The 22,576-nt window shown below is 49.5% G+C and carries 18 protein-coding genes and 2 tRNA genes; 15 read left to right on the plus strand and 5 right to left on the minus strand.

Going from position 1 to position 22,576, the window contains the following annotated elements; all coding sequences use genetic code 11:
• Positions 1–12 precede the first annotated feature (12 nt).
• From CRP01_RS29610 to CRP01_RS29630, 5 genes are all read left to right on the plus strand, one after another.
• Positions 13–930, plus strand: a complete 918-nt coding sequence (locus tag CRP01_RS29610) for a DUF72 domain-containing protein (protein WP_099153686.1) — start codon at positions 13–15, stop codon at positions 928–930.
• A gap of 1 nt (position 931) precedes the next feature.
• Positions 932–3,031: a polyphosphate kinase 1 gene (gene ppk1 / locus CRP01_RS29615; protein ID WP_099153687.1), complete on the plus strand. Its 2,100-nt coding sequence runs from the start codon at positions 932–934 to the stop codon at positions 3,029–3,031.
• A 466-nt stretch (positions 3,032–3,497) separates the two neighbouring features.
• A complete protein-coding gene (locus CRP01_RS29620; protein ID WP_099153688.1) occupies positions 3,498–4,847 on the plus strand; it encodes an ABC transporter substrate-binding protein in 1,350 nt (449 codons plus the stop codon).
• A gap of 239 nt (positions 4,848–5,086) precedes the next feature.
• A tRNA-Gly gene (locus CRP01_RS29625) sits at positions 5,087–5,162 on the plus strand.
• A 202-nt stretch (positions 5,163–5,364) separates the two neighbouring features.
• Positions 5,365–5,449, plus strand: a tRNA-Leu gene (locus CRP01_RS29630).
• Between the two features lie 85 nt (positions 5,450–5,534).
• On the opposite strand, the gene CRP01_RS29635 is transcribed toward CRP01_RS29630, so the two are convergent.
• The 3 genes from CRP01_RS29635 to CRP01_RS29650 form a co-directional block, all read right to left on the minus strand.
• On the minus strand, positions 5,535–5,732 hold the full coding sequence (locus tag CRP01_RS29635; RefSeq protein WP_099153689.1) for a hypothetical protein: 198 nt from the start codon (positions 5,730–5,732) through the stop codon (positions 5,535–5,537).
• Between the two features lie 789 nt (positions 5,733–6,521).
• Positions 6,522–7,826 (minus strand): hypothetical protein, encoded by a 1,305-nt coding sequence (locus CRP01_RS29645; protein WP_099153691.1) that lies wholly within the window; start codon positions 7,824–7,826, stop codon positions 6,522–6,524.
• Positions 7,826–8,080 carry a hypothetical protein gene (locus CRP01_RS29650; protein WP_099153692.1) on the minus strand — a complete coding sequence of 85 codons (255 nt, stop codon included), beginning with the start codon at positions 8,078–8,080 and terminating at the stop codon, positions 7,826–7,828. The genes CRP01_RS29645 and CRP01_RS29650 overlap by 1 nt, the downstream gene beginning before the upstream one ends.
• Before the next feature lie 685 nt (positions 8,081–8,765).
• Between CRP01_RS29650 and CRP01_RS29660 the strand changes: the two genes are divergently transcribed.
• Positions 8,766–9,626, plus strand: a complete 861-nt coding sequence (locus tag CRP01_RS29660) for a helix-turn-helix domain-containing protein (protein ID WP_099153694.1) — start codon at positions 8,766–8,768, stop codon at positions 9,624–9,626.
• A gap of 76 nt (positions 9,627–9,702) precedes the next feature.
• The gene (locus CRP01_RS29665; RefSeq protein WP_099153695.1) at positions 9,703–10,779 is read left to right on the plus strand and encodes a hypothetical protein; all 1,077 of its coding nucleotides are present in this window, start codon (positions 9,703–9,705) and stop codon (positions 10,777–10,779) included.
• 50 nt (positions 10,780–10,829) lie between these two features.
• Here CRP01_RS29665 and CRP01_RS29670 read toward each other — a convergent pair whose 3' ends face one another.
• Positions 10,830–12,266 (minus strand): hypothetical protein, encoded by a 1,437-nt coding sequence (locus tag CRP01_RS29670; RefSeq protein ID WP_099153696.1) that lies wholly within the window; start codon positions 12,264–12,266, stop codon positions 10,830–10,832.
• A gap of 245 nt (positions 12,267–12,511) precedes the next feature.
• On the opposite strand from CRP01_RS29670, the gene CRP01_RS29675 reads away from it, so the two are divergent.
• The 3 genes from CRP01_RS29675 (at position 12,512) to CRP01_RS29685 (ending at position 14,997) form a co-directional block, all read left to right on the plus strand.
• Positions 12,512–13,519 (plus strand): WD40/YVTN/BNR-like repeat-containing protein, encoded by a 1,008-nt coding sequence (locus tag CRP01_RS29675; protein ID WP_099153697.1) that lies wholly within the window; start codon positions 12,512–12,514, stop codon positions 13,517–13,519.
• Between the two features lie 44 nt (positions 13,520–13,563).
• Positions 13,564–13,920, plus strand: a complete 357-nt coding sequence (locus CRP01_RS29680; RefSeq protein WP_143473582.1) for a hypothetical protein — start codon at positions 13,564–13,566, stop codon at positions 13,918–13,920.
• A 231-nt stretch (positions 13,921–14,151) separates the two neighbouring features.
• A complete protein-coding gene (locus CRP01_RS29685) occupies positions 14,152–14,997 on the plus strand; it encodes a universal stress protein (RefSeq protein ID WP_099153699.1) in 846 nt (281 codons plus the stop codon).
• 100 nt (positions 14,998–15,097) lie between these two features.
• Here the strand turns inward: CRP01_RS29685 and CRP01_RS29690 are convergent, their stop codons facing one another.
• Positions 15,098–16,606: a S8 family peptidase gene (locus tag CRP01_RS29690; RefSeq protein ID WP_099153700.1), complete on the minus strand. Its 1,509-nt coding sequence runs from the start codon at positions 16,604–16,606 to the stop codon at positions 15,098–15,100.
• Positions 16,607–17,055: 449 nt separating this feature from the next.
• On the opposite strand from CRP01_RS29690, the gene CRP01_RS29695 reads away from it, so the two are divergent.
• From CRP01_RS29695 to CRP01_RS29715, 5 genes are all read left to right on the plus strand, one after another.
• The gene (locus tag CRP01_RS29695; RefSeq protein WP_099153701.1) at positions 17,056–18,591 is read left to right on the plus strand and encodes an OmpA family protein; all 1,536 of its coding nucleotides are present in this window, start codon (positions 17,056–17,058) and stop codon (positions 18,589–18,591) included.
• A gap of 3 nt (positions 18,592–18,594) precedes the next feature.
• Positions 18,595–19,122 (plus strand): GNAT family N-acetyltransferase, encoded by a 528-nt coding sequence (locus CRP01_RS29700; RefSeq protein WP_099153702.1) that lies wholly within the window; start codon positions 18,595–18,597, stop codon positions 19,120–19,122.
• Positions 19,123–19,134: 12 nt separating this feature from the next.
• Positions 19,135–20,526 (plus strand): dipeptidase, encoded by a 1,392-nt coding sequence (locus CRP01_RS29705; RefSeq protein WP_099153703.1) that lies wholly within the window; start codon positions 19,135–19,137, stop codon positions 20,524–20,526.
• Between the two features lie 68 nt (positions 20,527–20,594).
• Complete coding sequence (locus CRP01_RS29710; protein ID WP_099153704.1) at positions 20,595–21,923, plus strand: amidohydrolase; 1,329 nt, start codon at positions 20,595–20,597, stop codon at positions 21,921–21,923.
• A gap of 152 nt (positions 21,924–22,075) precedes the next feature.
• Positions 22,076–22,441, plus strand: a complete 366-nt coding sequence (locus CRP01_RS29715; protein ID WP_099153705.1) for a hypothetical protein — start codon at positions 22,076–22,078, stop codon at positions 22,439–22,441.
• The last annotated feature ends 135 nt before the right edge of the window (positions 22,442–22,576 follow it).

Consider the following 22,576-nt stretch of genomic DNA (forward strand, 5'->3'; position numbering starts at 1 on the left):
GGATCACATTTTATGAAATTTGGTAAATTAGAAGATATCAGTCGGGTGGACTTCACCCTGCCGGATGACCCCGCGGGCAATGAGAAAGTACTGAACGGATTAGACCGCCCGGAGCATCCTCCAACCTGCTATATCGGATGTACCGGCTGGAGCATGCCGGAGTGGATCGGCAAGGTATATCCTAAAGGAGCCAAAAGCAAAGATTTTCTCAAGTATTACAGTCAGCAGTTTAACACCATCGAGTTCAATACGACCCACTACCGGATCCCGAATTTTTCGACGGTGGAGAAATGGTACGAGGAATCCGCTCCCGACTTCAAGTTTTGCCCGAAGGTACCCCAATCCATTAGCCACAGCCGGGACCTGGGAGCTGGAAATGACAGTCTGGAATTCTTCACGGACGTAATTTTAGGATTAAAAGAAAAGCTGGGCGCTTGTTTTTTACAACTTCCCCCGTATTTTGGGCACGACCGCCTGGCCTTGCTGGAAAACTTCCTGCAACGCTGGCCGCAGGAGATCGATCTGGCGGTGGAGGTCAGGCACGAAAGTTGGTTTGAGGGGGAGGCCAAACGCCGCGATCTTTTCAACCTGCTTTTCCGCTACGGCGCCGGAACGGTGATCACCGATGTGGCCGGCCGCCGTGATGTTTTACACATGGCGCTGACTTCCGGGGTTGCGATGGTACGCTTTGTGGGCAATGGGCTGCATCCCACGGACTACGAGCGGATCGACGAATGGGTAGACCGGATAAACATCTGGTTCGAACAGGGATTGCACGAGATTTTCTTTTTTCCCCACGAACCGGATAATATATTAGCTCCGGAATTGGCGCTATATCTCTTTGAAAAGATCAGGAATAATAGTACCATTAGGGTGAAAGGCCCCACCTTGCTGGACGAACAGGAGGGCGAACAAATGACATTATTTTAAGATGGTGACTGAATTTACGAAAGAAAAAGAATTGCCGCTGGTAGCCCGCGACATCAGCTGGTTGTCCTTTAACGAGCGGGTGTTACAGGAAGCCAGGGACCACACGGTGCCCCTATTCGAGCGGATCAAGTTCCTGGCGATCTATTCGTCCAACCTGGATGAGTTCTTCCGCGTGCGGATGGCCAACCACCGGAACCTGTTGCGGGTCGGTAAGAAGACCAAAAAAGAACTGGATATCGATCCCAAACAGACGGTAAAGGAGATCCAGGAGATCGTCAACGAACAACAGGAAGAATTCAGCCGGATCTTTCAGGAAGAGATCATTCCCGAGCTGAAGAAGCACAATATCAATATACTGCGCCGTCTTGATCTGAACGAAGAGCAGAAGGAGTTCGTGGAAAATTACTTCCGGGATCACATGTTGCCCTTCGTGCAGCCGGTACTGTTATTCAAGGATAAGATCCGGCCTTTTCTCAATAATGCGGCCCTGTATCTGTCGGTGCTGCTCAAACCGAAGGACAACTACAAGGCAGACTACGACTACGCCATCGTCAAGATCCCGTCCGATCACTTACCCCGTTTTATCCAGTTGCCGTCGCCCAGCAGCCGGTACGACATCATCATGCTGGATGACATCGTAAGGCACAGTATTTCCTGGATGTTTCCCGGCTACCATGTGATCGATACTTATTCCATTAAACTGACCCGGGATGCGGAGTTGTACATCGACGATGAGTTTTCCGGCAATCTGATCCAGAAGATTAAATCCAGTCTGACCAAAAGACACGTCGGACCGGCTTCCCGTTTTGTTTACGACAGTGAAATGCCGGAAGATTTCCTCAATTTTTTGATGGAGGTCTTCGATCTGGATAAATACGACCTGTTGCGGGAAGGCCGCTACCACAATAACTTCGATTTTTTCCGTTTTCCGGATTTCGGCATGGGCCATCTAAAGAATTCACCTCTGCCGCCCCTGCCGTATAAGCCACTGGAAGAGACCAAAGACTTTTTTCAGCAGATCCGGGAGAAGGATCACATGATCTACGTACCGTACCATTCCTACGAATCCGTCGTTCGCTTTTTTGAACAGGCGGCGCACGATCCGAAGGTCACCCACATTAAGATCGTTCAATACCGGGTGGCCCGGAAATCCCGCATTATGGACGCCCTAATCAACGCCGTCCGTTCGGGTAAGCAGGTATCGGTCTTTATCGAGGTAAAGGCGCGCTTCGATGAGGAGGCTAACCTCGAATGGGGGGAAAAGCTGTCGAAAGCCGGCGTGACGGTGCACTACAGTTTCCCGGGCGTGAAAGTACACAGTAAACTCGCCCTGGTTCGCCGTCTGGAAAAGAACGGGCCAACCATGTACACCTACCTGTCGACCGGTAACTTTCACGAAGATACGGCCAAGATCTACAGCGATTTTGGACTTTTCACTGCCGACGAACGCCTGGTTTACGAAGTGGCCCGCGTATTTTCTTTTCTGGAAACGGAACAGGTACCGGCCCAGCCGTTTGAACACCTGCTGGTCGGGCAGTTCAACCTGCGCTCGGATCTGGAATCTCTCATCAACTACGAGATCGAACAGGCCAAAGCCGATAAGCCGGCCTCCATCATTCTGAAGATGAACAGCCTGCAGGATGAGACCATGATCGAAAAACTTTACGAAGCCAGCATGGCGGGCGTACAGGTGACCCTGATCATCCGGGGGATCTGTTGCCTGGTGCCGGGATTACCGGAAAGTGAGAATATCCACGCTTTATCCATCGTTGATCGCTTTCTGGAGCACTCCCGGGTGTTTATCTTCCACCACGGCGGTGAGGAGCTGACTTATCTTTCGTCCGCCGACTGGATGACCCGTAATCTGAGCTACCGCGTGGAAACGGCTTTCCCGATCTACGATCCGGCCCTGCGCCGGGAGATCCGGGAATACATCAATATCCAGTTGATGGATAATGTAAAGGCCCGTGTCCTGGATGCAACCTTGAGCAATACCTATTACCGGAATGGATCACTGGCCATCCGCTCCCAGCGGGAGACCTACTACTACATCAAACGGCAAATGGAAGCGGAGAAACTGTCGGCCAAAAAGGAGCGGTAGAGCGGAGACTGCTGTAAAAATTTTCACTGGGCTGCAGAGGGCATAAAGTACTTTGGCTGCAATTACTGGCTTCTAAGGCGGCATGTCGCATTATTCATCAAGAGGTGCCCATTTTGCGGTGGAGTAGGGGAGAGCGCCCTATTTGCCGCTAAAAGACATTCTCGGAGGGTCCGTCCGGGCCTGCTGATACCCTTTTTTCAATTTTTCAGTTATCGGATACGACGCGAACGGGAGCGGTTTCCTGCGCCCTGCTGTTTATTCCGCTCTTTCAAGTGGAGTGGAAACAGGCTGTTTTATTTTATTAAGCCACAGATAATCAGCGTATTAAGGCTCGATTTTCCCAACTTGACAATCTCCCTAAATTAACCTATCTTTATAAGAAACCAAATTCAAATCTCCCGAGCTTCAATCTTCGCAGCGCTCCGACAAGTCAGTATTTCATTCCTAACCAATATAATACTGCAATATGAGATTCAATCACCACCACCATGTACCCAGAGGGAGGCTATTCCAACCATTCCTGATCCTTCCCTTATTGCTCGTTTCTCTCTTCCTGAGCAACTGTTCTGAAAAATCCACCACGGAACTCAACTTTGCTTTCGGACCCGACGACAGCGGCGCCGTGGCCGACCTGATCGAAGCCTTCAATCAGACCTACAAGGGCGAGATCCAGGTCAACTGGCAGGAAGGCTCGCGCGTATCCAACGAATTTTACCGCGAGATCGAAAAGGACCAGTCCTCCGATAATCCGAGCATGGATATTATCGGGGCGGACGTCGTCTGGACGGCAGCGCTGGCGCACGCCGGCTGGGCCAGGGACCTGTCCAACAACTTCTACGACAACTACCAGACGAACGACTTCAACGAAGCGTCCCTGAATTCTACGATCTACCAGTCCAAGATCTGGGGCATGCCCTGGTATATGGACGCCGGTATCCTCTACTACCGCAAGGACCTGCTGGCGGCCAATGGCTTTGATCACCCACCGGTAACCTGGAGTGAGCTCAAACAGATGGCGAAGACCATCATGGCCAACGACGGTCCCAAATACGGATACGTCTTTCAGGGAGCCAATTACGAGGGAGGGGTCGTTAACGCCTGTGAGTTCATCTGGAACGCAGGCGGTAATTTCCTGATCAGTGATCTTTCCATCGGCAGCGAGATCGACGAATCTTCCGATGAGGTAAATATCATCACCATCAACTCCGACGCAGCTAAGATGGGCCTGACCGAAGCGCTGGATATGATCACGTCCGGCGTGAGTCCCGAAGTAGTCAGCAACTTTAAAGAGCGGGAAACGGCCGCCGCCTTTGCCAACGGCGATGCCATCTTCATGCGCGCCTGGCCGACGGCTTACCCGGCTCTGGAAGCAGGAGATACCAAGGTAACTACGGATCAGTTTGCGCTGGCACCGCTACCGGTCAGTGAATTCGGCATGCAGTCTTACAGTTGTCTGGGGGGCTGGAATCTGGTCATCAGCAATCACATCGATGCGGATAAAGAGGAAGCCGCCTGGAAATTTATCCAATTCATGACGGACGCCCGCCAACAAAAAGAACTGGCCCTGAACGGTGGTACATTACCGACGCTGCAGCAGCTGTATTCCGACGAACGATTGATGCGTAAAGCCCCGGTTGTGGATTTTGCCCGCCAGGTCATTCAGAATACCCGGGTACGTCCGATCACGTCCAAGTACATGGAATTGTCGCCGGATATTGCCTGGACTTTCAACGAAGTCCTGAAGGGCAACCTGAATCCCACCGAGGCAGTAGAGACCATGCAGGGGCAAATGGAGGACGTACTCGCGGCGAACTGACGGATAGCGTGGTTTAAACCGCCCGTCCGGAAAAAAAATGGAAAAAAATGCATTTTTTTTAGTCCGCTCTAAGCTTCTTGCTATCAATAAATTAAAAGGGATCTACTCCCGCTATTGGGCAGCAAAATAGGCCGGATCTAAAAAAATGTTGTGAGGAGACTTGGATATTTGTTTCAAGTCTCCTTATATTTGCATCGCTCTTACAAAAAGGGGTTAAACGAAACCCCAACAACAAACATGCAGATGTAGCTCAGCTGGTAGAGCGCAACCTTGCCAAGGTTGAGGTCGCGGGTTCGAATCTCGTCATCTGCTCCAGGAAAGCCTCCGAAATTTCGGAGGCTTTTTTTTGTAAAGCCGGTCTCCAACCGGCTGAAAATTACGAGCAAGGAGACCGTTTTAAAACAGCCTCCAGGGAACTTTTCCGAAGGGATTTCCCTTACCGATACAAAGACCCGGTGAATATTTTCTACAGCAGAGATTTTACCAGGCATTTTTGTATCTTTAGACCGTGTTTTAAGCCCGGATGGTGGAACTGGTAGACACGCAGGACTTAAAATCCTGTTCCCATTGCGGGAGTGCGGGTTCGATTCCCGCTCCGGGTACTTTTAAAGCCGTAACTGATTGCTTGACGATTGGTTACGGCTTTTTATTTTTAATGATAGGGTGAAAAATAGGGCGCCGTGGTTTTTAAACTACGGCCAGCGGGACGATGCGGGGCGCGGTGTTCATCCCGGCCGTACTCACCTTCAGGGCAAAGTAGGGATCGGTACCCAAATTGGGCAGGCTCCCGCCGGCTTCTACCGTCGGGACCACCGTCGGCCGGTTGATCATGGCTGCGGGCTTGTTCGGAACAACCACCCGCCGCGGACTTGCTTGTCGAAGCATAATTCTTTAGTTTATTTAGGAAAAACCTAGTTGATAACTTTCTTCGACAATATTCGGGATAGATCCGGGCCTCAGCAAGGCTTTGATAAAGTTGGGATCGATGGGAGTTTTGGGGGCGATGATGTGGGCGTCATCGGTGGTGATATAAATTGTTAGGGTATTATTAGAATTATAGAAATCATTATCACAATTATTTCTATGATATTTAATATATGGAATACCATTTGATCTTTTTTAGACCAAGTAGAATTTACAAAAAGAGAGGTTATTGGCATAATGGCAAATAAGCCTGACAAAATCAAAGAAATCAAATATATCTCAGGTGATTTTTGCATATCTGTAGTTTTATACATGTAGGCAGACTAAATTGCGATTAAAGCCAATATGCCCAGGAGAAAATAACTTACAAACCTAAATCCATGTATCATCTTTAACCTTTTTCTTCATAAATTCGAATTATCTAATCTCGATTGCTACTTAAGATGAAAACTATGGCCAGCAGGGTTTATTTCTTTAGCTTACCATTTATCGAATCTGGTTTTCCTTCTCCTTGATTTCATTCGCTCATCATGGCCTCTAGTAGAAAATTCCTCTGATGTGAAAATTAGCGAGTTAAGAAGCCTCCATACCTTTTGCCAGAATGTTCTTTTGGAAGTTTTTCTAAATTCTCTCATGATTATTTTGATTTGCAACTATTCTAGACGATAGAAATGTAAAATACGAAAGCCGTAGTTTCCAAAAACTACGGCCAGCGGTGGTATTGTCAATAGAACTTTGTTTTGCGCATGTTCAATTGACCACTATTTCCTTCAATTTTTCATTTCCTTTTAGATCTCTTACCTGAAGAATATATTTACCAGGTGGTAAGATCAAAGCTTTTGTATCTCCCTTGTAGGATTTCTCAATAATATCAATTGGGACGGCTTCTAATCCCTCCTCTTTTTTGTATGCTTTTATCAAATATGGGTAGTTCTCTCCAAGATCATCAAAAAAATAAACTTTATTATTCTTATCCCATAACAGCCAATCCGGTCGATTGTATAGGTATTTCGTTCTAGGGTGATAAACTAATGCATCGAACAATTTATTATCCGGAAAACCATTGTATAAACTATTTTGGGGATCAACGAATATCGTAGGCTCATCATAATTCATCATCTCCATAAATGGACTTTCCGGAGTGGCAACTCTTTCAATTAAGATATCTTGATAAATAGTAAAGGGATTTATGCCGGTTATTCCTCGTAAATGGCTCGCCATCCAAGTCTGATTTTGATTTTCTTCTTCCAAGAGATGATACCATCCGCAAAGGACCAGGACTTTATCATATGGATATTCTTCGATTATTTTTTTGATGTTTTTTGCCTGATTCAGTTCTCGGTCCTCTCCCGTTTGCTCGTACGACCTTACAGTAAATCCAAGTCGAATTGCTTCTCGAATTAAGTTGCCCATTTGTGGTTCTACAATGTAATATCCACTTAGGGGAGAACTTACTGGGTATCCTCTGGCATTTAACGTTGAATCACATTCTGCCCAAGTTTTTACCTGACAATTATTCAATGCTTCTAAACATAGTACTCGGTAGCCTTTTGAATATAATCCTTTAAGAAGTAACCTGACGAAAACGCGATGTACAGGTTTATGATGTGCCTCATTAATAATGATTATTTTTTCATTTTCTGCCCTATCAATTATCGCTTCGAAGGCGTTCTTCGAACTAAACTGCTCGAAATACCTTCTATCTTTCTGGGTAAGGGTGTCAAAGTTCCATTCTATCTCAACTTCATTTGGAAAACTCAGAGCCTTAAAATATTCACCGATAAAGGAATAATATACTGCTGGTTGACCAGATCTTAATTCGCCAGATGCATATTTATCAAGTATTTCTGTTGAAAAATTGTATCGATGAAGCGGCATTGTATCAATATTCAGTGATCTGGCCGAAGCGGATGAAATGCAAATAAAAAATAAAATTATTGTCCGATAATTCACGGTTGTATTTTTTCGAAATATACCAATAAAATCCCCATCAAAAAAAGCCATCCACTCAAAGAATGGAAGGCCCTTCAAAAAACACCTAAAACCTGATATCATCAGCCCTTCGGCCAGTTTTCATCCTTATACCGATTCACCAAAGTCTTCGCCGTCGGGCTATTCTCCTTAAGCGCCTGGCCATTCTCCCGGCGCGTCACAAAACGCTCATTTGGATATTCCTCCACGAAATAGCGTTTGCCTTTGTACTGCAGTACCTCAAAATTGAGCAGATCCGACTCCGCTTCGGCCGGTTTTTCCTTAAACAGGATCGGGCCATTTTGGGTGAGGTAGGCGTGAAACGAGCGGATGATCAAAAAATAGGGGGCGATGATGTGGGCGTCATCGGTGGGATAATGGCAGAATTTGTATCCTGTAATGACTATCAGAGGTCTTTGTTTATCTTCATTTTCTGATTAGCCTAAAACTCCAATACGAGATAAAAACAAGCTGGATCATCAATAAGCCTAGCCAAATTAGCGGACGAATAAAGACAAAACCTTCGAGCAAGGTTAAACTATATATGATGGCTGTAAAAAATCCGAAGGACCTTGCATTGTTTTCTATCCCAAATTTTCTTGGGAGCCAGTAACAAATCCAGGATAGGACGTAAAATATAGCGCTAACTCCTATAAAGAAATTCATCTATTAATTTTTGATCGTAGCGTATTCACCCAAATATACAATCGGCGTTACAAACGCCGATCAGCGGTGAAGATCCAGATAAACTACGGCCAGCGGGGTTTTTGAATATCAACTTCCTGGTACTCCATTTGCTTTTCTTTTTGTAGCTGGCATCTGGCTAAACGGAAATTTCGTCCGTATAGTCGTACATACATTACTTGTACAATTCAAAGGATAAAAATAAAATCCTCATTAAAACTTTGCACCGTTTCGCCTCTAATTATCGTAGATTCACTCATTGGATGTATCAATTAGAACTGACTGGACCTTTCGTAATAGTAAAAATTGGCGAGCATCTTCAACCAAGTTTTAAAACGCATGATATCATTCTCATCCAATAATATCATCTTTTGGATGGCTTTCCCGGACTATCCCGTAAATCTGTTTGTGGATCATTTCGTACTCATGAAGGGAACACCGGCGGGCCAGCCGGAAGAAAGGATATTTCCCAACAACAAGGCAGAAGTGTTCTTCAATCTTGGCGACCACCTCCGCGGGTACTCCAATGATTCCGATCAGGAATTTCGTCTGAAAGAAAGTGTGGTGTCCGGGCTCCGGCATACGTATTTCAGTTTTCATCCGGGCCATTATTTCTCCATGGCCGGTCTGCGGTTCACCCTGTTCGGTTTTCACCATTTATTTGCCATTCCGGCGCAGCATTTTACCAATCAGAATTTTGACGCAATGGATGTCTGGGGACGGGAAATGGAACTGGTTCGCGAACGCCTCATGGAGACGAAGAGTGAAGCCGGCCGAATCAGTGTACTGCAGGACTGGATCACGAACAGGATTTCCGGGGCGTCCCTGCCGGATATGCTGCAGTGGAAAAAGGTGGAAGAAAAACTATCCACGCTCCGGGAGCCTGTTGCTTCATTTCTGGAGAAAAATATCGGTTACAGCCATAAGCATTCCCTTCAGCTGATTAAAGAAAAAGCCGGACTAACCCCTAAAATGATTGAAAAGGTAAACCGTTTTAACCGGTCGCTCCGCATGCTCAACCAAAGTACTTTTGTTAGCTGGGCGAACCTTGCCCTGGATGCTGGATACGCTGACCAAAGTCATTTTATCCGGGAATTTGGTCACTTTACCGGGTTTACGCCGGCAGTTTACCTGAAAGATAAACCCCGGATCTACAAGCTCTATCGACAGTTGGAATTACCATCGGAAGATCAGGAATGAGGTAAATTTTATTCTATACCGGGGGCGATTTCTCGGGTTTCTTTGGGGATATTTTATCATTCAATCCTTAAAGAATATGAAAAAGAAACTCCTTGTGGTGATGCCTGTGATCGCCGGTATCGCCTTTGCTGTGTTCCAGTTTGGTTTCAATACGGTTTCCACGATCAATCATTCCAAACAAAACTGGGAATGGGTCGAGACCCCACTTTCGGAAGGATCCAACGCTTATTTCTGGGAACATTTTCACCACGGTAATTACGATAGTATACCCGCTATACTGGAGCGGCTGACAGCAGCCTATCTTGACAATCCGAACGACTTTCAGACGGTACTCCACCTGGGATTTACCCATTTTTGGGCCATAGCGGAGCGACAGCACCTGGAGAAGATCCCCGCATCCATGATCGATCATGCAGTACTGGCCCAAAAATATCTGGGTGAAGCTTATAAAATGAATTCTAAAGATACCCGGATACTTTCTTTTTTATCAGCGGCAAAGATCATTGTCGGGGATGTTAGTAAGGATGATCAAATGGTTACCGACGGATACTTTAACGGATTGAAAAGTATCCGGGATTGGAAGGACTTTGGTGAATTTTCTCTCGCCTACACGATGAGTCAGTTGCCTCATACCGATCCAAATTTCCAGAAAGCCCTCGAGTGGATGAAAAACACCACCGAGCGCTGCTACTGTGCAGACCTGGATCCACCGACAGATGCCTGCAAACAGTTCATAGCTCAGAAAGTGGCTAATCCCACCAGCTTGGGGCGAAAAAGGATAGTACCCAATTCCTGGGTGGCTCCCCATAACATTGAAGGTTTCTTTATGTCTTACGGAGACTTATTAGTCAAAAGCGGTAACTGGGAACAGGCGATCCCCATTTACGAGCTGGCCAAACATGCTCCTGACTATGCAAACTGGCCCTACCGGGATGTTCTGGAAAAAAGGATCCTGAACGCGCAACAAAATGTGGACCTGTTCCGAAAAGAAACTGCCAAAGGTAAAATCGCCGGGATGGACACTGCTATCATGATACAAACTGCGATAGCTTGTCGGGCCTGTCACCAAATGAGCCCCCAGGATCGGAACATTACCTACAACAACTTTGATCGAAAAAAATACCTGGATAAGGTCTATTACTTTTTGGATTAACTTATTTCATTGCCCATGCCGTTAGGTAAGCCTGATCAGATAGTGTGAAATTACGGAATTTGCTCAATAAGCTCCAAAATCCGTTTCACCGGAGGCTTCCAGTTCAACGCTTCCACGATCAGCCCGTTGGTATCTATCAGCACGATGTTGGGATGTCGGCCTTGCTGGAGTTTCATATCGAAGGCTTTATCAAAATAGTTCATTGATAGATGCGTGATGGGATGATTGTCGTATTCATTTTCGGAATAGAATTTTTGCCAATCCGCAAAGTCGCCATTCATATCTACGAGGCAGATGTTCATATCGGGGTGGGCGATCAGATTTTGCCTCAGTTTCTTAAGGTAATGGATGACAAAATCGACCCGGTAAAAACGCCGATCGTGGAAATACAATAAGGATGGTCGTCCCTGGAAGAAGGAAGTGTCGGGCCGGTCGCCGTTATGGAATTGAAACACTTCCGCCAGGACCGGGCCGTCGACAATCGAAAAAGATTGCAGCGAGTAGACTTTCGGAGGGCTTTCCCGGAGATCTTTTAATTTTTGCTTCAATAAGACCGGGGCATCCGATGCCATAAAGGCCTGGTATTGTTTGGCCATGTATTCGGGCTTCACCAGCCAGTTCAGGTTGCGCTCAAATACGAGATACTGCATATAGTACAGCGAGGGGCCGATAAGAAATCGGTTCAGGAACGCGTATTGGTACGCACCGCCGGTCCGCAGTTCCCAATCCATCGGTTTTTTCAGCTTATGAATAATGAAGGATTCTAAAAATCGCTGATAACTCGCCTGGAGAATAGCATCGGGATTGTTGACTGCTATGTGATCAAGGAAAGAAAAGTAGCTGGCGGAAGGATCCCGGTGTTTTGTACCGGCGTGAAGGCGCTGAAAGTCGGATGGGTATCTCAGCAATGCGGTGGCGTAAGTGTAAGCAATATCATTTCGAAGCCACTGCAGCAATTGCGGAGCCACTTTTATACCGGTTTTACTTGTATAGTTTTCCACAAAGTTCTCCCTGGCTGCCCGGTTTTGCTCCATCAGCCTCCGGTATTCCCGGGTGGTTGAACGGGCCAGGCGGCTGGAATCAATCGGTGGCGCCTGCTCTGCCAGAAACTGCAGGTAGGCGTGGAAAAAGGTATTGTCCGCTCCGCCCGGACCTGCAAAGCGAACTGCTTTGGCTTCCTTCTCGCCGCCTATAAATTCCAGGGAAAAAGACTGATTCGGTACGAGGAAGACGAAGATGTTAGATTCACCGTGGGTAAGCTGCGCCGAAGTTGCGACGTTGGTATCGATGGCAAAACTGAATTCATTCCCGGCGGAGAGGCGGACGCTGGTCGTGCTGGGTGCTCCGCCCAGAGTGGTGGGAGGAATGATAAGGGCCACCAAGGTGTCAACCGAATGATTGATCTTTCCCGTAACCAGGACCTGGCCGGACAGCCCGGAAAAGTATAGGCAGAGTAGCAATGGAAAAACCAGGCGGTAGCGGTACATAGGAGAACATTGATCGTAGTTCTATTGACAGACTTATAGTTTTAAATATAGCTAAAATCATGCAACAGCTGGTAAAGCAATGTGATCTGTTCTATACACAGGTCCTTTGATTTTAAGCCAGAACGAGCTGTATCCTCAAAAAAACACCCTTTTAACTTTCCTTTACATCCTTTTACAAGCAAAAAGCGCTAGATTAGGTCGTTTCCCGCATCTTTGTCGTATCGTTTCATCAATCCATTTTGAACATGCGTAATTTTCAATTTTTACTGATCTTACTATTGCCCTGTTTTTGGGCCTGTGAACAGGTCCAGGAGGCCGCATTACTTGACCTTTCTTCCAATGTGGTGACCGGCGGAGTCACCGAGAGTCCCAGCACCCCATCGGCGGAGATCGTTTTTCAATCCACGGATCAGGGCCAGACCTGGCAGGATATCAGTTCGGGTTTACCCGCCGATCTTAGCCCGACCTCATTCCTGGTGGCCGATGGTGAACTTTTCCTGACTACCGCCAAGGGTATTTACCGAAACAGTTCAGCTGCGACGAAGGCCAACTGGAAAAAAGAAATGTCCTTAATGGAGCCGTTTTCCAACATTTCTACCGGTTCCGGCAACAGGATCGCTTTCAACCGTGAAGGTCGTTTTTACCAGAAATTGCAGGGTACAGGTGTCTGGATGCCCATTTTCACCAATTTTGAAAACCCGCTGGTGCGCAGCGTGCACACCACCGAAAGTGGCATTATTTTTATTGGTTGTGACAATGGTCTTTTCAAATCTTCCGATCAGGGGAAATCCTGGAAGCATGTGATGGAGAACGGCTGGGTGTTCAAAATGGTCGAGTCGGACGGGGTGCTGCTCTGCACCAACGAGAGCGGTATTTTGCGCTCTACCGACGGCGGTGAAAATTGGGATTTGGTACTAAGCGAAGGTGGCGTTGGTATCACCGTAGAAACCATTAAAGGTGGATTTGCCGCGATTACCTGCTGCGAAAATATGGAATCCAGACGCGTCCGTACCTCCATGGACGGCGGATTGACCTGGCAGGCGATTGATGCGGACCTTCCTCCCTCACTTTCCATTTCCTCCATCCAGGAAGTGGGTGATTACTTCTACTGCGGTCATCCCAATGGCATCTACCGCTCCGATGATCGGGGACAGACCTGGGAACTGTTGCAGCCGACCATTGGGGAAAAAGTATTCGAACTATCCGTTTCCGGTGAGGTACTGTACGCTATATTGCGGGATAAAGGGTGTTAAAAGCCCGAAGCCCCTCACCACTGCATAACCCCAAAATTAAAAGCATGAGAAGAATAATGCTACTGCTGATCTGCTATGGTTACGTAGGGATCGGAATGCTCTTTTCTCAGGAAAAAGTGAGGCCGGCTATTGATTTTATTGATCCGGAGGATGTCCTGGAAAGCAGGCCCCGTCCAGATAATTACATTGACCTACCGGCCGGTACGATCATAGCGAGAGATACCGCTAAGATCACTCCGATGGTCAACGGTCAAAAAATGTCTTATACGAATTTCGAGCAAACCTATGTTTCTGTACCGGACTCCATACCGGGATTTCGGATCGATTCCATCAAGGTCAAAAAAGTGGACCTGGAAGACCGGGTCATCATTTATTGTACGCATGAAAAAGTGGTAGAGTAAGGATCGGACAGCGCGTGGTGCAACATCTAGGGGTTGCCCACGCGCTGTCGGTTTATAGGGGCCACCGGGCGTTCCCATGTGCCCACTTAATGATAAAAATCACCCTATACCTCATCAAAGATCATCTTTTCTCCGTTGGGAAACCTGCAACTTGTCACTGCAGTTCATAAGCAGAATCACTGGAATTGTTTCGGTAAAATGCCGAAATTATAACACTCAAAGACAAGAGCCATGAAATACATACTCGTTCCCACCGATTTCTCTCCAACCGCAAAGAATGCCTATAACTTTGCCCTGGAAGTAGCCCAGGCACGGGAATTGCCGATCCGCCTGGTCCATTGTTTCCTGCCGGATGTCGATCCTGCTTTCCCGTATCTGGGAGTGAACTCCAAAGAGTTTCTGGACGCCAAGCAGGAACTGATCGAAAAATTTAAACAGCACACCCTCGCGCCGCACGACGGCGGGGTGATGACCCGGGTAGAAGTGGAAACGGACGTCCGGCCGGGTTATCCAACCGAGGAGATCGTGAAATTATCCCGGGAGGAAGACGTGGCCCTCATCGTGATGGGCGCTACCGGCGAACACGGGCTGGCGGGGCAGTTGTTCGGCTCCGTATCCACCCATATTTCCCGCAAGGCCCACTGTCCGGTGCTGCTGGTGCCCAACGGCGCTCATTTCGCGGGCTTCAAGCATATTCTTTTTGCCAGTAGCTACGAGGCGGTTCACGAAAATGTACTGAAGCATCTGAAGGACTTTGCGATGCTGTTCGGTTCTTCCGTCCACTTCGTCCACGTGCGCGAACCGAACGATTCTACCGATTACCAGGAAGTGGAAGAAAAGATCTTCGATTTCTTCTTCGGGGAAGAGGACCCGGTCTTTGCTTTCAGTATGGATATGGTACACGCCGAGGACGCCGTCAACGGACTTAATAATTACGCCAAGCAGAGGGCGATCGACCTGGCGGTCATGGTATCCCCGCGACGTAGCTTTTGGGAGAATATCCTGCATAAAAGTAAAACCAAAGCGATGGCTTTGAATACCACTATTCCGATGCTGGTCTACCACGCTGACGAATAGTCGGGTTATGACGCAAATGAGAAGAGCGGGTGGTCCACGTGACTCACCCGCTCTCGTTATTTAGCTTATTGTAGCCGGATTACTATCCGAAATATAGCCATCAGTTCACCGCCTGTGCTGCATCGATGAGGCCCCAGCCAAATTCGCTGTTGCGACTGGGATAGAACTGGGAGGCGTTCTTCATCCGGTTGAGTACCTGATTGCGGCTCTGTCCGGGATTGGTGGCCCAAACCAGCGCCGCAATGCCTGCCGTAGTGGCCGTCGCTGCTGAAGACCCGCCTACGTAGGCCGGCGTATTGCCGCTGGGGGCCAGGGTAAGGCTGGTACGCGAGTTATCGCTGGAGCGCTGCATCACCGCTACAAAATCCACTTCGCTGCCCGAATGACAGGTATTGCAACGGCTCAGCGAGCTACCGTCCCTGACGCCGGTCACGGCTACCGTTTCGGCCATGTTGGCGGGGAAGATCACCCCGTACCAGCTGGTCCATGACAAAGAAGTGCCGGCTGCGGCAAAGATCAGTTTACCGCGATTGTAGGCGTAATAAATCCCGTCCGCTACCGTATCGCTCCAGAAAACATCCCCGATAGACATACTGATGATCTTCACGCCACTGTCTTTGCCGGCAATGACCAGCGCATCTTTCACCCCGTCTTTTTCGCTGCCGCCATTTACGACTACATCGCCGGTTCCGCGGATGGCCAGGAGGTTACAATTGTAGGCAACGCCGACCGTTGCGCCGCCGCTACCCCGGGGAGCCGCGATCAGACCGGCCATCTGGGTGCCGTGGCCACACTGATCGTCCGGACCGTCCGGGCTGGCCCACCACCACCAGGAACTGACGTAGGTGCCCTTGCGGGAAATGGTGCGCCCCTGAGACTGGCCGGAATTGAAGGCACTGCCCAGTTTAGACTGATTGGGAGAGGTGCCCGTATCGATCAGCGCCACTTTAATGCCGGCTCCGGTCGAAGTATTCCAGGCCGCCGGGATATTGGCGTTATAAAAGTTCCAGGGAACTTTCACATTGGGACTGACGGTGGTGTAATCGGCGGTCGGGATACTGCTGGCGGGCACTACATCACAGCCGCTGTCACTGCGCCGGGCTATTTCTTCGGGCTGGTAATTGGCTGGCTCAAGGTAGCGCACTTCCGGCAAAGCGCGCAGACGGGCAATCGCGGTCCGGTCACTGAGTTTCAGCAACAGGATCGGAAGGTCCTGATCCTCCTGCAGCAGGATATCGTTGCGACTAACTCCCGGCAGGCCGGAAAGGGCCGTTCGGATGATGTTTTCCCGGGCCTGTTTCCAGTTCTGATTTTGGAGATTGATCTCGTGGATCCGTTCTTTGATGTTCTCGAATCCGGCTGGCTGGTAACCGATAGAAATGGTAGAATCACTTTGCACTACAGCGCTCCAGAGCAGCTGCTCCTCGGCCTGGCCCCAACGGAATACACTTTGTTGGCGGATAATCTCCTGCTCCACTTTTTCGTTGATCTCCTGACGACTCAGTGGCTCCTGATCGGGATCAGGCTGGGAGATCTGCAGATCTTCTTTAGCGCAGGACGCCAGGATGCACCCCGCTAGTAAGGCGATTAGGACATTTTTCAATTTCATACTAGTTGCTATTGTTTGATTGGAATATTGTTTGGACTAAATATAGTTATATGAAATTAAAAATTAATTTGAATGATGATTTAAAATTTTTGTATCAGTTTGATGGATGGTGATCCCGGGCTGAAAGAGATGATTTTGGCGTTCAGATCCGCTGCGATCTTTCCTCCCGTCTCCCTCATTTTGGACCTGATATTCCTTGGCAAATTCCCGCGTCCCGGCCGGAAACCGGTTTATGAGGAATAAATGCGATTTTTTACCGGAAATTTGAAACAATGAACCCGTTTTGCCGATTGACTTTAACAGGGACCGCTCAAATGGCCAAATGCCCAGTATCCACGGGGACTTTGGCAAAAAATAGGGGCGAGGTTGGGTGAGAATCACCCAAAGAATTAACTTTAGCAAAAATTTTTATTCCAAAAACTAGAAAATCCCAAAAACACAAGGATCCTATGAGAAAAATCATTTTCCTATTGGTTTGCGTAGGTCTGGGCCTTCAATTGTCCGGACAGGAAATGCAAAAAGAGAAAGTAAGCTCAAGCGCCATCAGCGCAAAATTGCTCTTCATCGATTACGGAACGCCGAATGATCTGGATGACCTCAAGGTAACCAATGGTCTGGAGATCGGATTCCTCTACAATTTCAACCGGTTCATCGGGATCGGTGTACCCTTGAAAGTTGGCGTGGCGAATGTTTTTGAAGACATCAATAACCGCAACATTATCAGTGTGGATGGTGTTTTGCGACTGCAATATCAGGCCGCTGAGGAAAGTCCGGTGATCCCCTATATATTCGGCGGTGTCGGGTATGTGTCGGAAGTCAGCAATCAAAACAATATGCAGATCCCGCTCGGAGCCGGTCTCAATATTCGCCTGGGACAAAATTCCTACGGAAATATCCAGGGGGAATACCGGATGTCCGATCTCGAAAACCGCAACAACCTGCAACTGGGTGTCGGTTATGTGTATAAATTCGGTAAAATGGACCGGGATCGGGACGGAATTGCCGACAATGAAGATGATTGTCCCGATATTGCCGGGGTCGCATCGGCCAATGGTTGTCCGGATGCCGACGGTGACGGTATCGTCGACCTCCAGGATCATTGCCCGCAGGTGCCGGGTATTCCGGAACTGAGTGGCTGCCCGGACCGGGACGGTGACGGGGTTGCGGATGACGATGACCAGTGCCCGGATGAACCCGGAACGGTGGACGGCTGTCCGGATAGCGACGAAGACGGTGTGGCCGATAAATCCGACGATTGCCCCGAAGTACCCGGTGTGGCCGAACTGAACGGTTGCCCGGACCGGGATGGCGACGGTATTAAAGATGCTGAAGACAAGTGCCCGGACGAAGCCGGAACGGCGGCCACCAACGGCTGCCCGGATCGCGACGGCGATGGCATTATTGATGCTGAAGACGAATGTCCGGACGAAGCCGGAACGGCACGTACCCGCGGCTGTCCGGATCGCGATGGCGACGGGGTAGCCGATGCCGATGACCGCTGCCCGGATGTGGAAGGCCCGTATTCCGGTTGCCCGGATACCGACGGCGACGGTTTGATGGACGCCGATGACAGTTGCCCGGATACGCCGGGACTGATCACCAATAAAGGTTGCCCCGAAATTGCCGAAGAGGTAAAAGAGGTACTGGAGTTCGCCATGCGGGCGGTACAGTTCCAGACGGGTAAGTCTACCTTATTGCCGGCATCCTTCCAGGTACTGGATCAGATCGTGGACATCATGGGGCAGTATCCGGATTACAGTATGTCCATCAACGGGCATACCGATAGTGTGGGAGATGAGTCCTCCAACCAGTTGCTGTCGGAGGAACGAGCTAAAGCCTGTTACGCTTATCTCATTAGTAAAGGCATCAGCCCCAGCCGGCTGAGTTTCCAGGGATTCGGAGAGAGTTCGCCCATTGCGGACAACAACCGCTCCCGGGGCCGTATGTTGAATCGTCGGGTAGAATTTAATTTGTATATACCATAGCGTGTGAGGATAGAAAGGCTGGAAGAATTCAAATTAAGCGGGACAGTCCGGGCCAAGATCGCGGCCCTGCTGAAGGAGGGTTTTGGTGTATATCCGGAGGGACGGACGTTTTATAAACAATTGCCGGATTTCCGTTATCTGGCCTGGGACGGCGAAGATCTGCTCGGGCATCTGGCGGCCGAATTCCGGATCATTAACGTTGGCGGCACCCTTTTGCCGATCTTTGGGGTAGCGGATCTCTGCGTAACCCCTTCCCGGCAGCAGGAGCGCATTGCGACCCAAATGCTGCGGGAGCTGGAAGCACTGGCCCGTTCGTCCAACGTAGAGTTTATTCTGCTGACCGGCTCGGAACCCAATGTGTATAAAGGAATGGGGTTCGACCGGTTGGAGCGCTCCTGCCGGTGGTTGTTAATGAATAACCTCAGCACCCTGGGGGTGATCCGTCGCTCGGTAAATAATATTATGATCAAATGCCTGGGAGATCGAACCTGGCCGGAAGGCGAGATCGATTTCCTCGGCCATATTTTTTAAAATTAGCAATTCATGGAGAAAGCACAGGCTTATATCAGTGCAAACAAAGAACGTTTTTTAGAAGAACTCTTCAACCTCTTAAGAATCCCTTCCATTAGTGCCGACCCGGCTTACAAGGATGATGTCAAACGCACCGCCGAGGCGGTAGCCGAAAACCTGCGTCAGTCCGGAGCGGATGATGTAGAAGTTATTCCAACCGCCGGTCATCCGATCGTTTTCGGCCAGAAGATCATCGATCCGTCCCTGCCTACGATCCTGGTGTACGGACACTACGATGTACAACCGCCCGATCCGCTGGAACTCTGGGAATCCGGACCCTTCGATCCGGTGGTGAAAAAGACCAAGGCCCACCCCCAGGGAGCTATCTACGCCCGGGGTTCCTGTGACGATAAGGGACAGATGTTTATGCACGTCAAGGCATTTGAAGCCATGGCGGCTACGGACTCACTGGCCTGTAATGTGAAGTTCATGATCGAGGGAGAGGAAGAAGTCGGTTCCGATCACCTGGGAGCTTTCTGCCGGGAGCACAAGGACAAACTGACGGCCGATGTGATCCTGATCTCCGATACCTCCATTATCGCCAATGATACGCCTTCGATCACGACCGGATTGCGGGGACTGAGTTACGTTGAGGTAGAAGTGACCGGTCCGAATCGGGACCTGCACTCGGGCGTTTACGGCGGTGCCGTAGCCAACCCGGTCAATGTACTCTGTGAGATGATCGCCTCCATGATGGACGAAAATTACCACATTACGGTTCCCGGATTTTACGATGATGTGGAAGAATTGAGTGAAGCAGACCGGGAAGAACTGAATAAAGCACCTTTCAACCTGGGGCACTACCAGAAAGATCTGGGCATCCGCACCGTACGGGGCGAAGTAGGGTATACCACCCTGGAACGCACGTCTATCCGTCCGACGCTCGATGTGAACGGCATCTGGGGAGGATACATCGGAGAAGGTGCCAAAACGGTCCTGCCCTCCAAGGCTTTCGCCAAGATCAGCATGCGTTTGGTACCGCACCAGCAACCCGACAAGATCACGGAATTATTTACCAAATATTTCCGCCGGATCGCTCCGCCATCGGTAAAGGTGGAAGTCCGGCCCCACCACGGTGGCGAACCGGTAGTGACCCCAACGGATACCCCCGAATACCAGGCCGCCCACAAAGCCATGCAAAAAACCTTCGGTAAGGACCCCATCCCCAAGCGAGAAGGTGGTAGTATTCCGATCGTTGCCCTGTTTGAGGAAGTACTGGGCGTTAAATCCGTACTCATGGGATTCGGACTGGATTCGGACGCCATCCATTCGCCCAATGAGCACTACGGCCTGTTCAATTTCTACAAAGGCATCGAAACTATACCGTACTACCATCATTACTACGCTGAAATGAAGAAAAGCTAACGGTATCGTCACCGGCTACCCGGTAGCCGGTGACCCTCAACCATAAACATTTTTTAATCAAAAGAGCTATGAGAATAGTAACACTACTTATGCTGCTCCTGGCGGGGCTTACCAGTTCATTGGCCCAGCCCGGTCATTACACCAAAGTGGCTAAGGCGGCCGATGCCATCGACGATAAAGTGGTCGAATGGCGTCATCATCTCCACCAAAACCCGGAACTGAGCAACCGGGAATTCAAAACTGCGGAATACATTACCAAGCACCTGAAATCACTGGGTATCAAAGTGGAGACGGGAGTAGCCCATACGGGAGTAGTGGGGGTTCTCAAAGGGGGGAAGCCCGGGCCGGTCGTGGCCCTGCGCGCGGATATGGACGGCTTACCGGTCACCGAGCGCGTAGATGTGCCCTACGCCTCCAAAGTGCAATCCACCTATCTGGGTAAGGAAACGGGGGTCATGCACGCCTGCGGACACGATACGCACGTAGCCATGCTGATGGGCGCCGCGGAGATCCTGGCCGGTATGCAAAAGGATATTCCCGGTACCGTCGTATTCCTGTTCCAACCTGCTGAAGAAGGGGCACCTCCGGGTGAGGAAGGCGGCGCCAAGCTGATGGTCGAAGAAGGGGTGTTGACCAAACACAAAGTGGACGCTGCTTTCGGCCTGCACATCAACTCCGGAACGGAAGTGGGTAAAGTCCGCTACAAACCCGGTGGATCCATGGCGGCCGTCAATCGGTTCGTTGTCAAGGTAAAAGGCGCGCAGACCCACGGTTCTGCTCCCTGGGGCGGTATTGATCCCATTACGGTATCCGCCCAGATCATTCAGGGCCTGCAGATGATCATCAGTCGCCAGACCGAACTCACGAAAGAACCGGCCGTCATCAGTATCGGTAAGATCACCGGCGGGGTGCGCAGTAACATCATTCCCGAAGAAGTGGAAATGATCGGGACCATCCGGACCCTGGATCGCGACATGCAGAAAGAGATCCACGAACGTATCGTCCGTACGGCCACCAATATTGCCGAATCCGCGGGTGCCACCGCCGAAGTGACGATCGAAGAGGGATACCCGGTGACCTACAATGATCCGGTACTTACCTCCGAAATGCTGCCCACCATCGCGGCTACTGCCGGCAGTGACAATGTAATCCTTTCCAAAGCCATCACGGGGGCGGAAGACTTTTCTTTCTTTGCCGAAAAGGTACCTGGGCTTTTCCTGTTTGTCGGCGGCATGCCTAAAGGACAGGACCCGGCAACGGCCCCTCCGCACCACACTCCGGATTTCTTTATTGACGACAGCGGTATGAAGACCGGTGTAAAACTGTATACCAATTTGGCGCTGGATTACCTCAGCCAGAAAGGGAAAGGACAAAAAGGCGAGGCGGGATCGCGCTAAGCGGAACCAAGCGCCAGTACAACTCCTGAAGGCAGGATTAGCTTTCCATAAGTGAGCTAATCCTGCCGAATTTTTCATCCCTGGGAGTGATCTATTTTCAGGGACTACTATGATAAATTTCATCGCTCCCTGCCGGGAAATGGCCTACTTTGATGGAGTACCAAATCATCAACAGTATGGCTACCCTGCACAAAGATCCCGTCGAGATTTTATGGGATCGCCTCCACGAACTGCCCAGACACAGAATGTACGCCCTGCTCATTCTGGGACTCTTATTGCTCGCCGGCCTGTCGTACTACTCGGTCGACCTGATCCGCAACGAACGCTTTTTCGTATTCTTTTTTGCCGGGAAAGTGACCGGTACCGTTCTGGCCATTGCCTCCGTACTCTGGTCTTCGGTAAATACGATCCTGCTGGTAAAGGACTCCCGTGGCGCCAATTTACAGGATGCTTTCTGGATCCTGATCAGTGCCATTCCGGTCATTTTTGTGTTGTTTATGAGCTATGTGATGGGATAGAATTGGGTAAGCGTATTCGTTTTGAATAGCACCTGGATTAAAGCTCCTGAATTCCGGGCATAAGGTGAATGGGAAGTTTTACGGTCCATTGATTTCAATGTAATGGACGCGGATATTTGTGTATCTCAAATTGCC

It is taken from the genome of Flavilitoribacter nigricans DSM 23189 = NBRC 102662 (assembly GCF_002646595.1).
Classification (GTDB): domain Bacteria; phylum Bacteroidota; class Bacteroidia; order Chitinophagales; family Saprospiraceae; genus Flavilitoribacter; species Flavilitoribacter nigricans.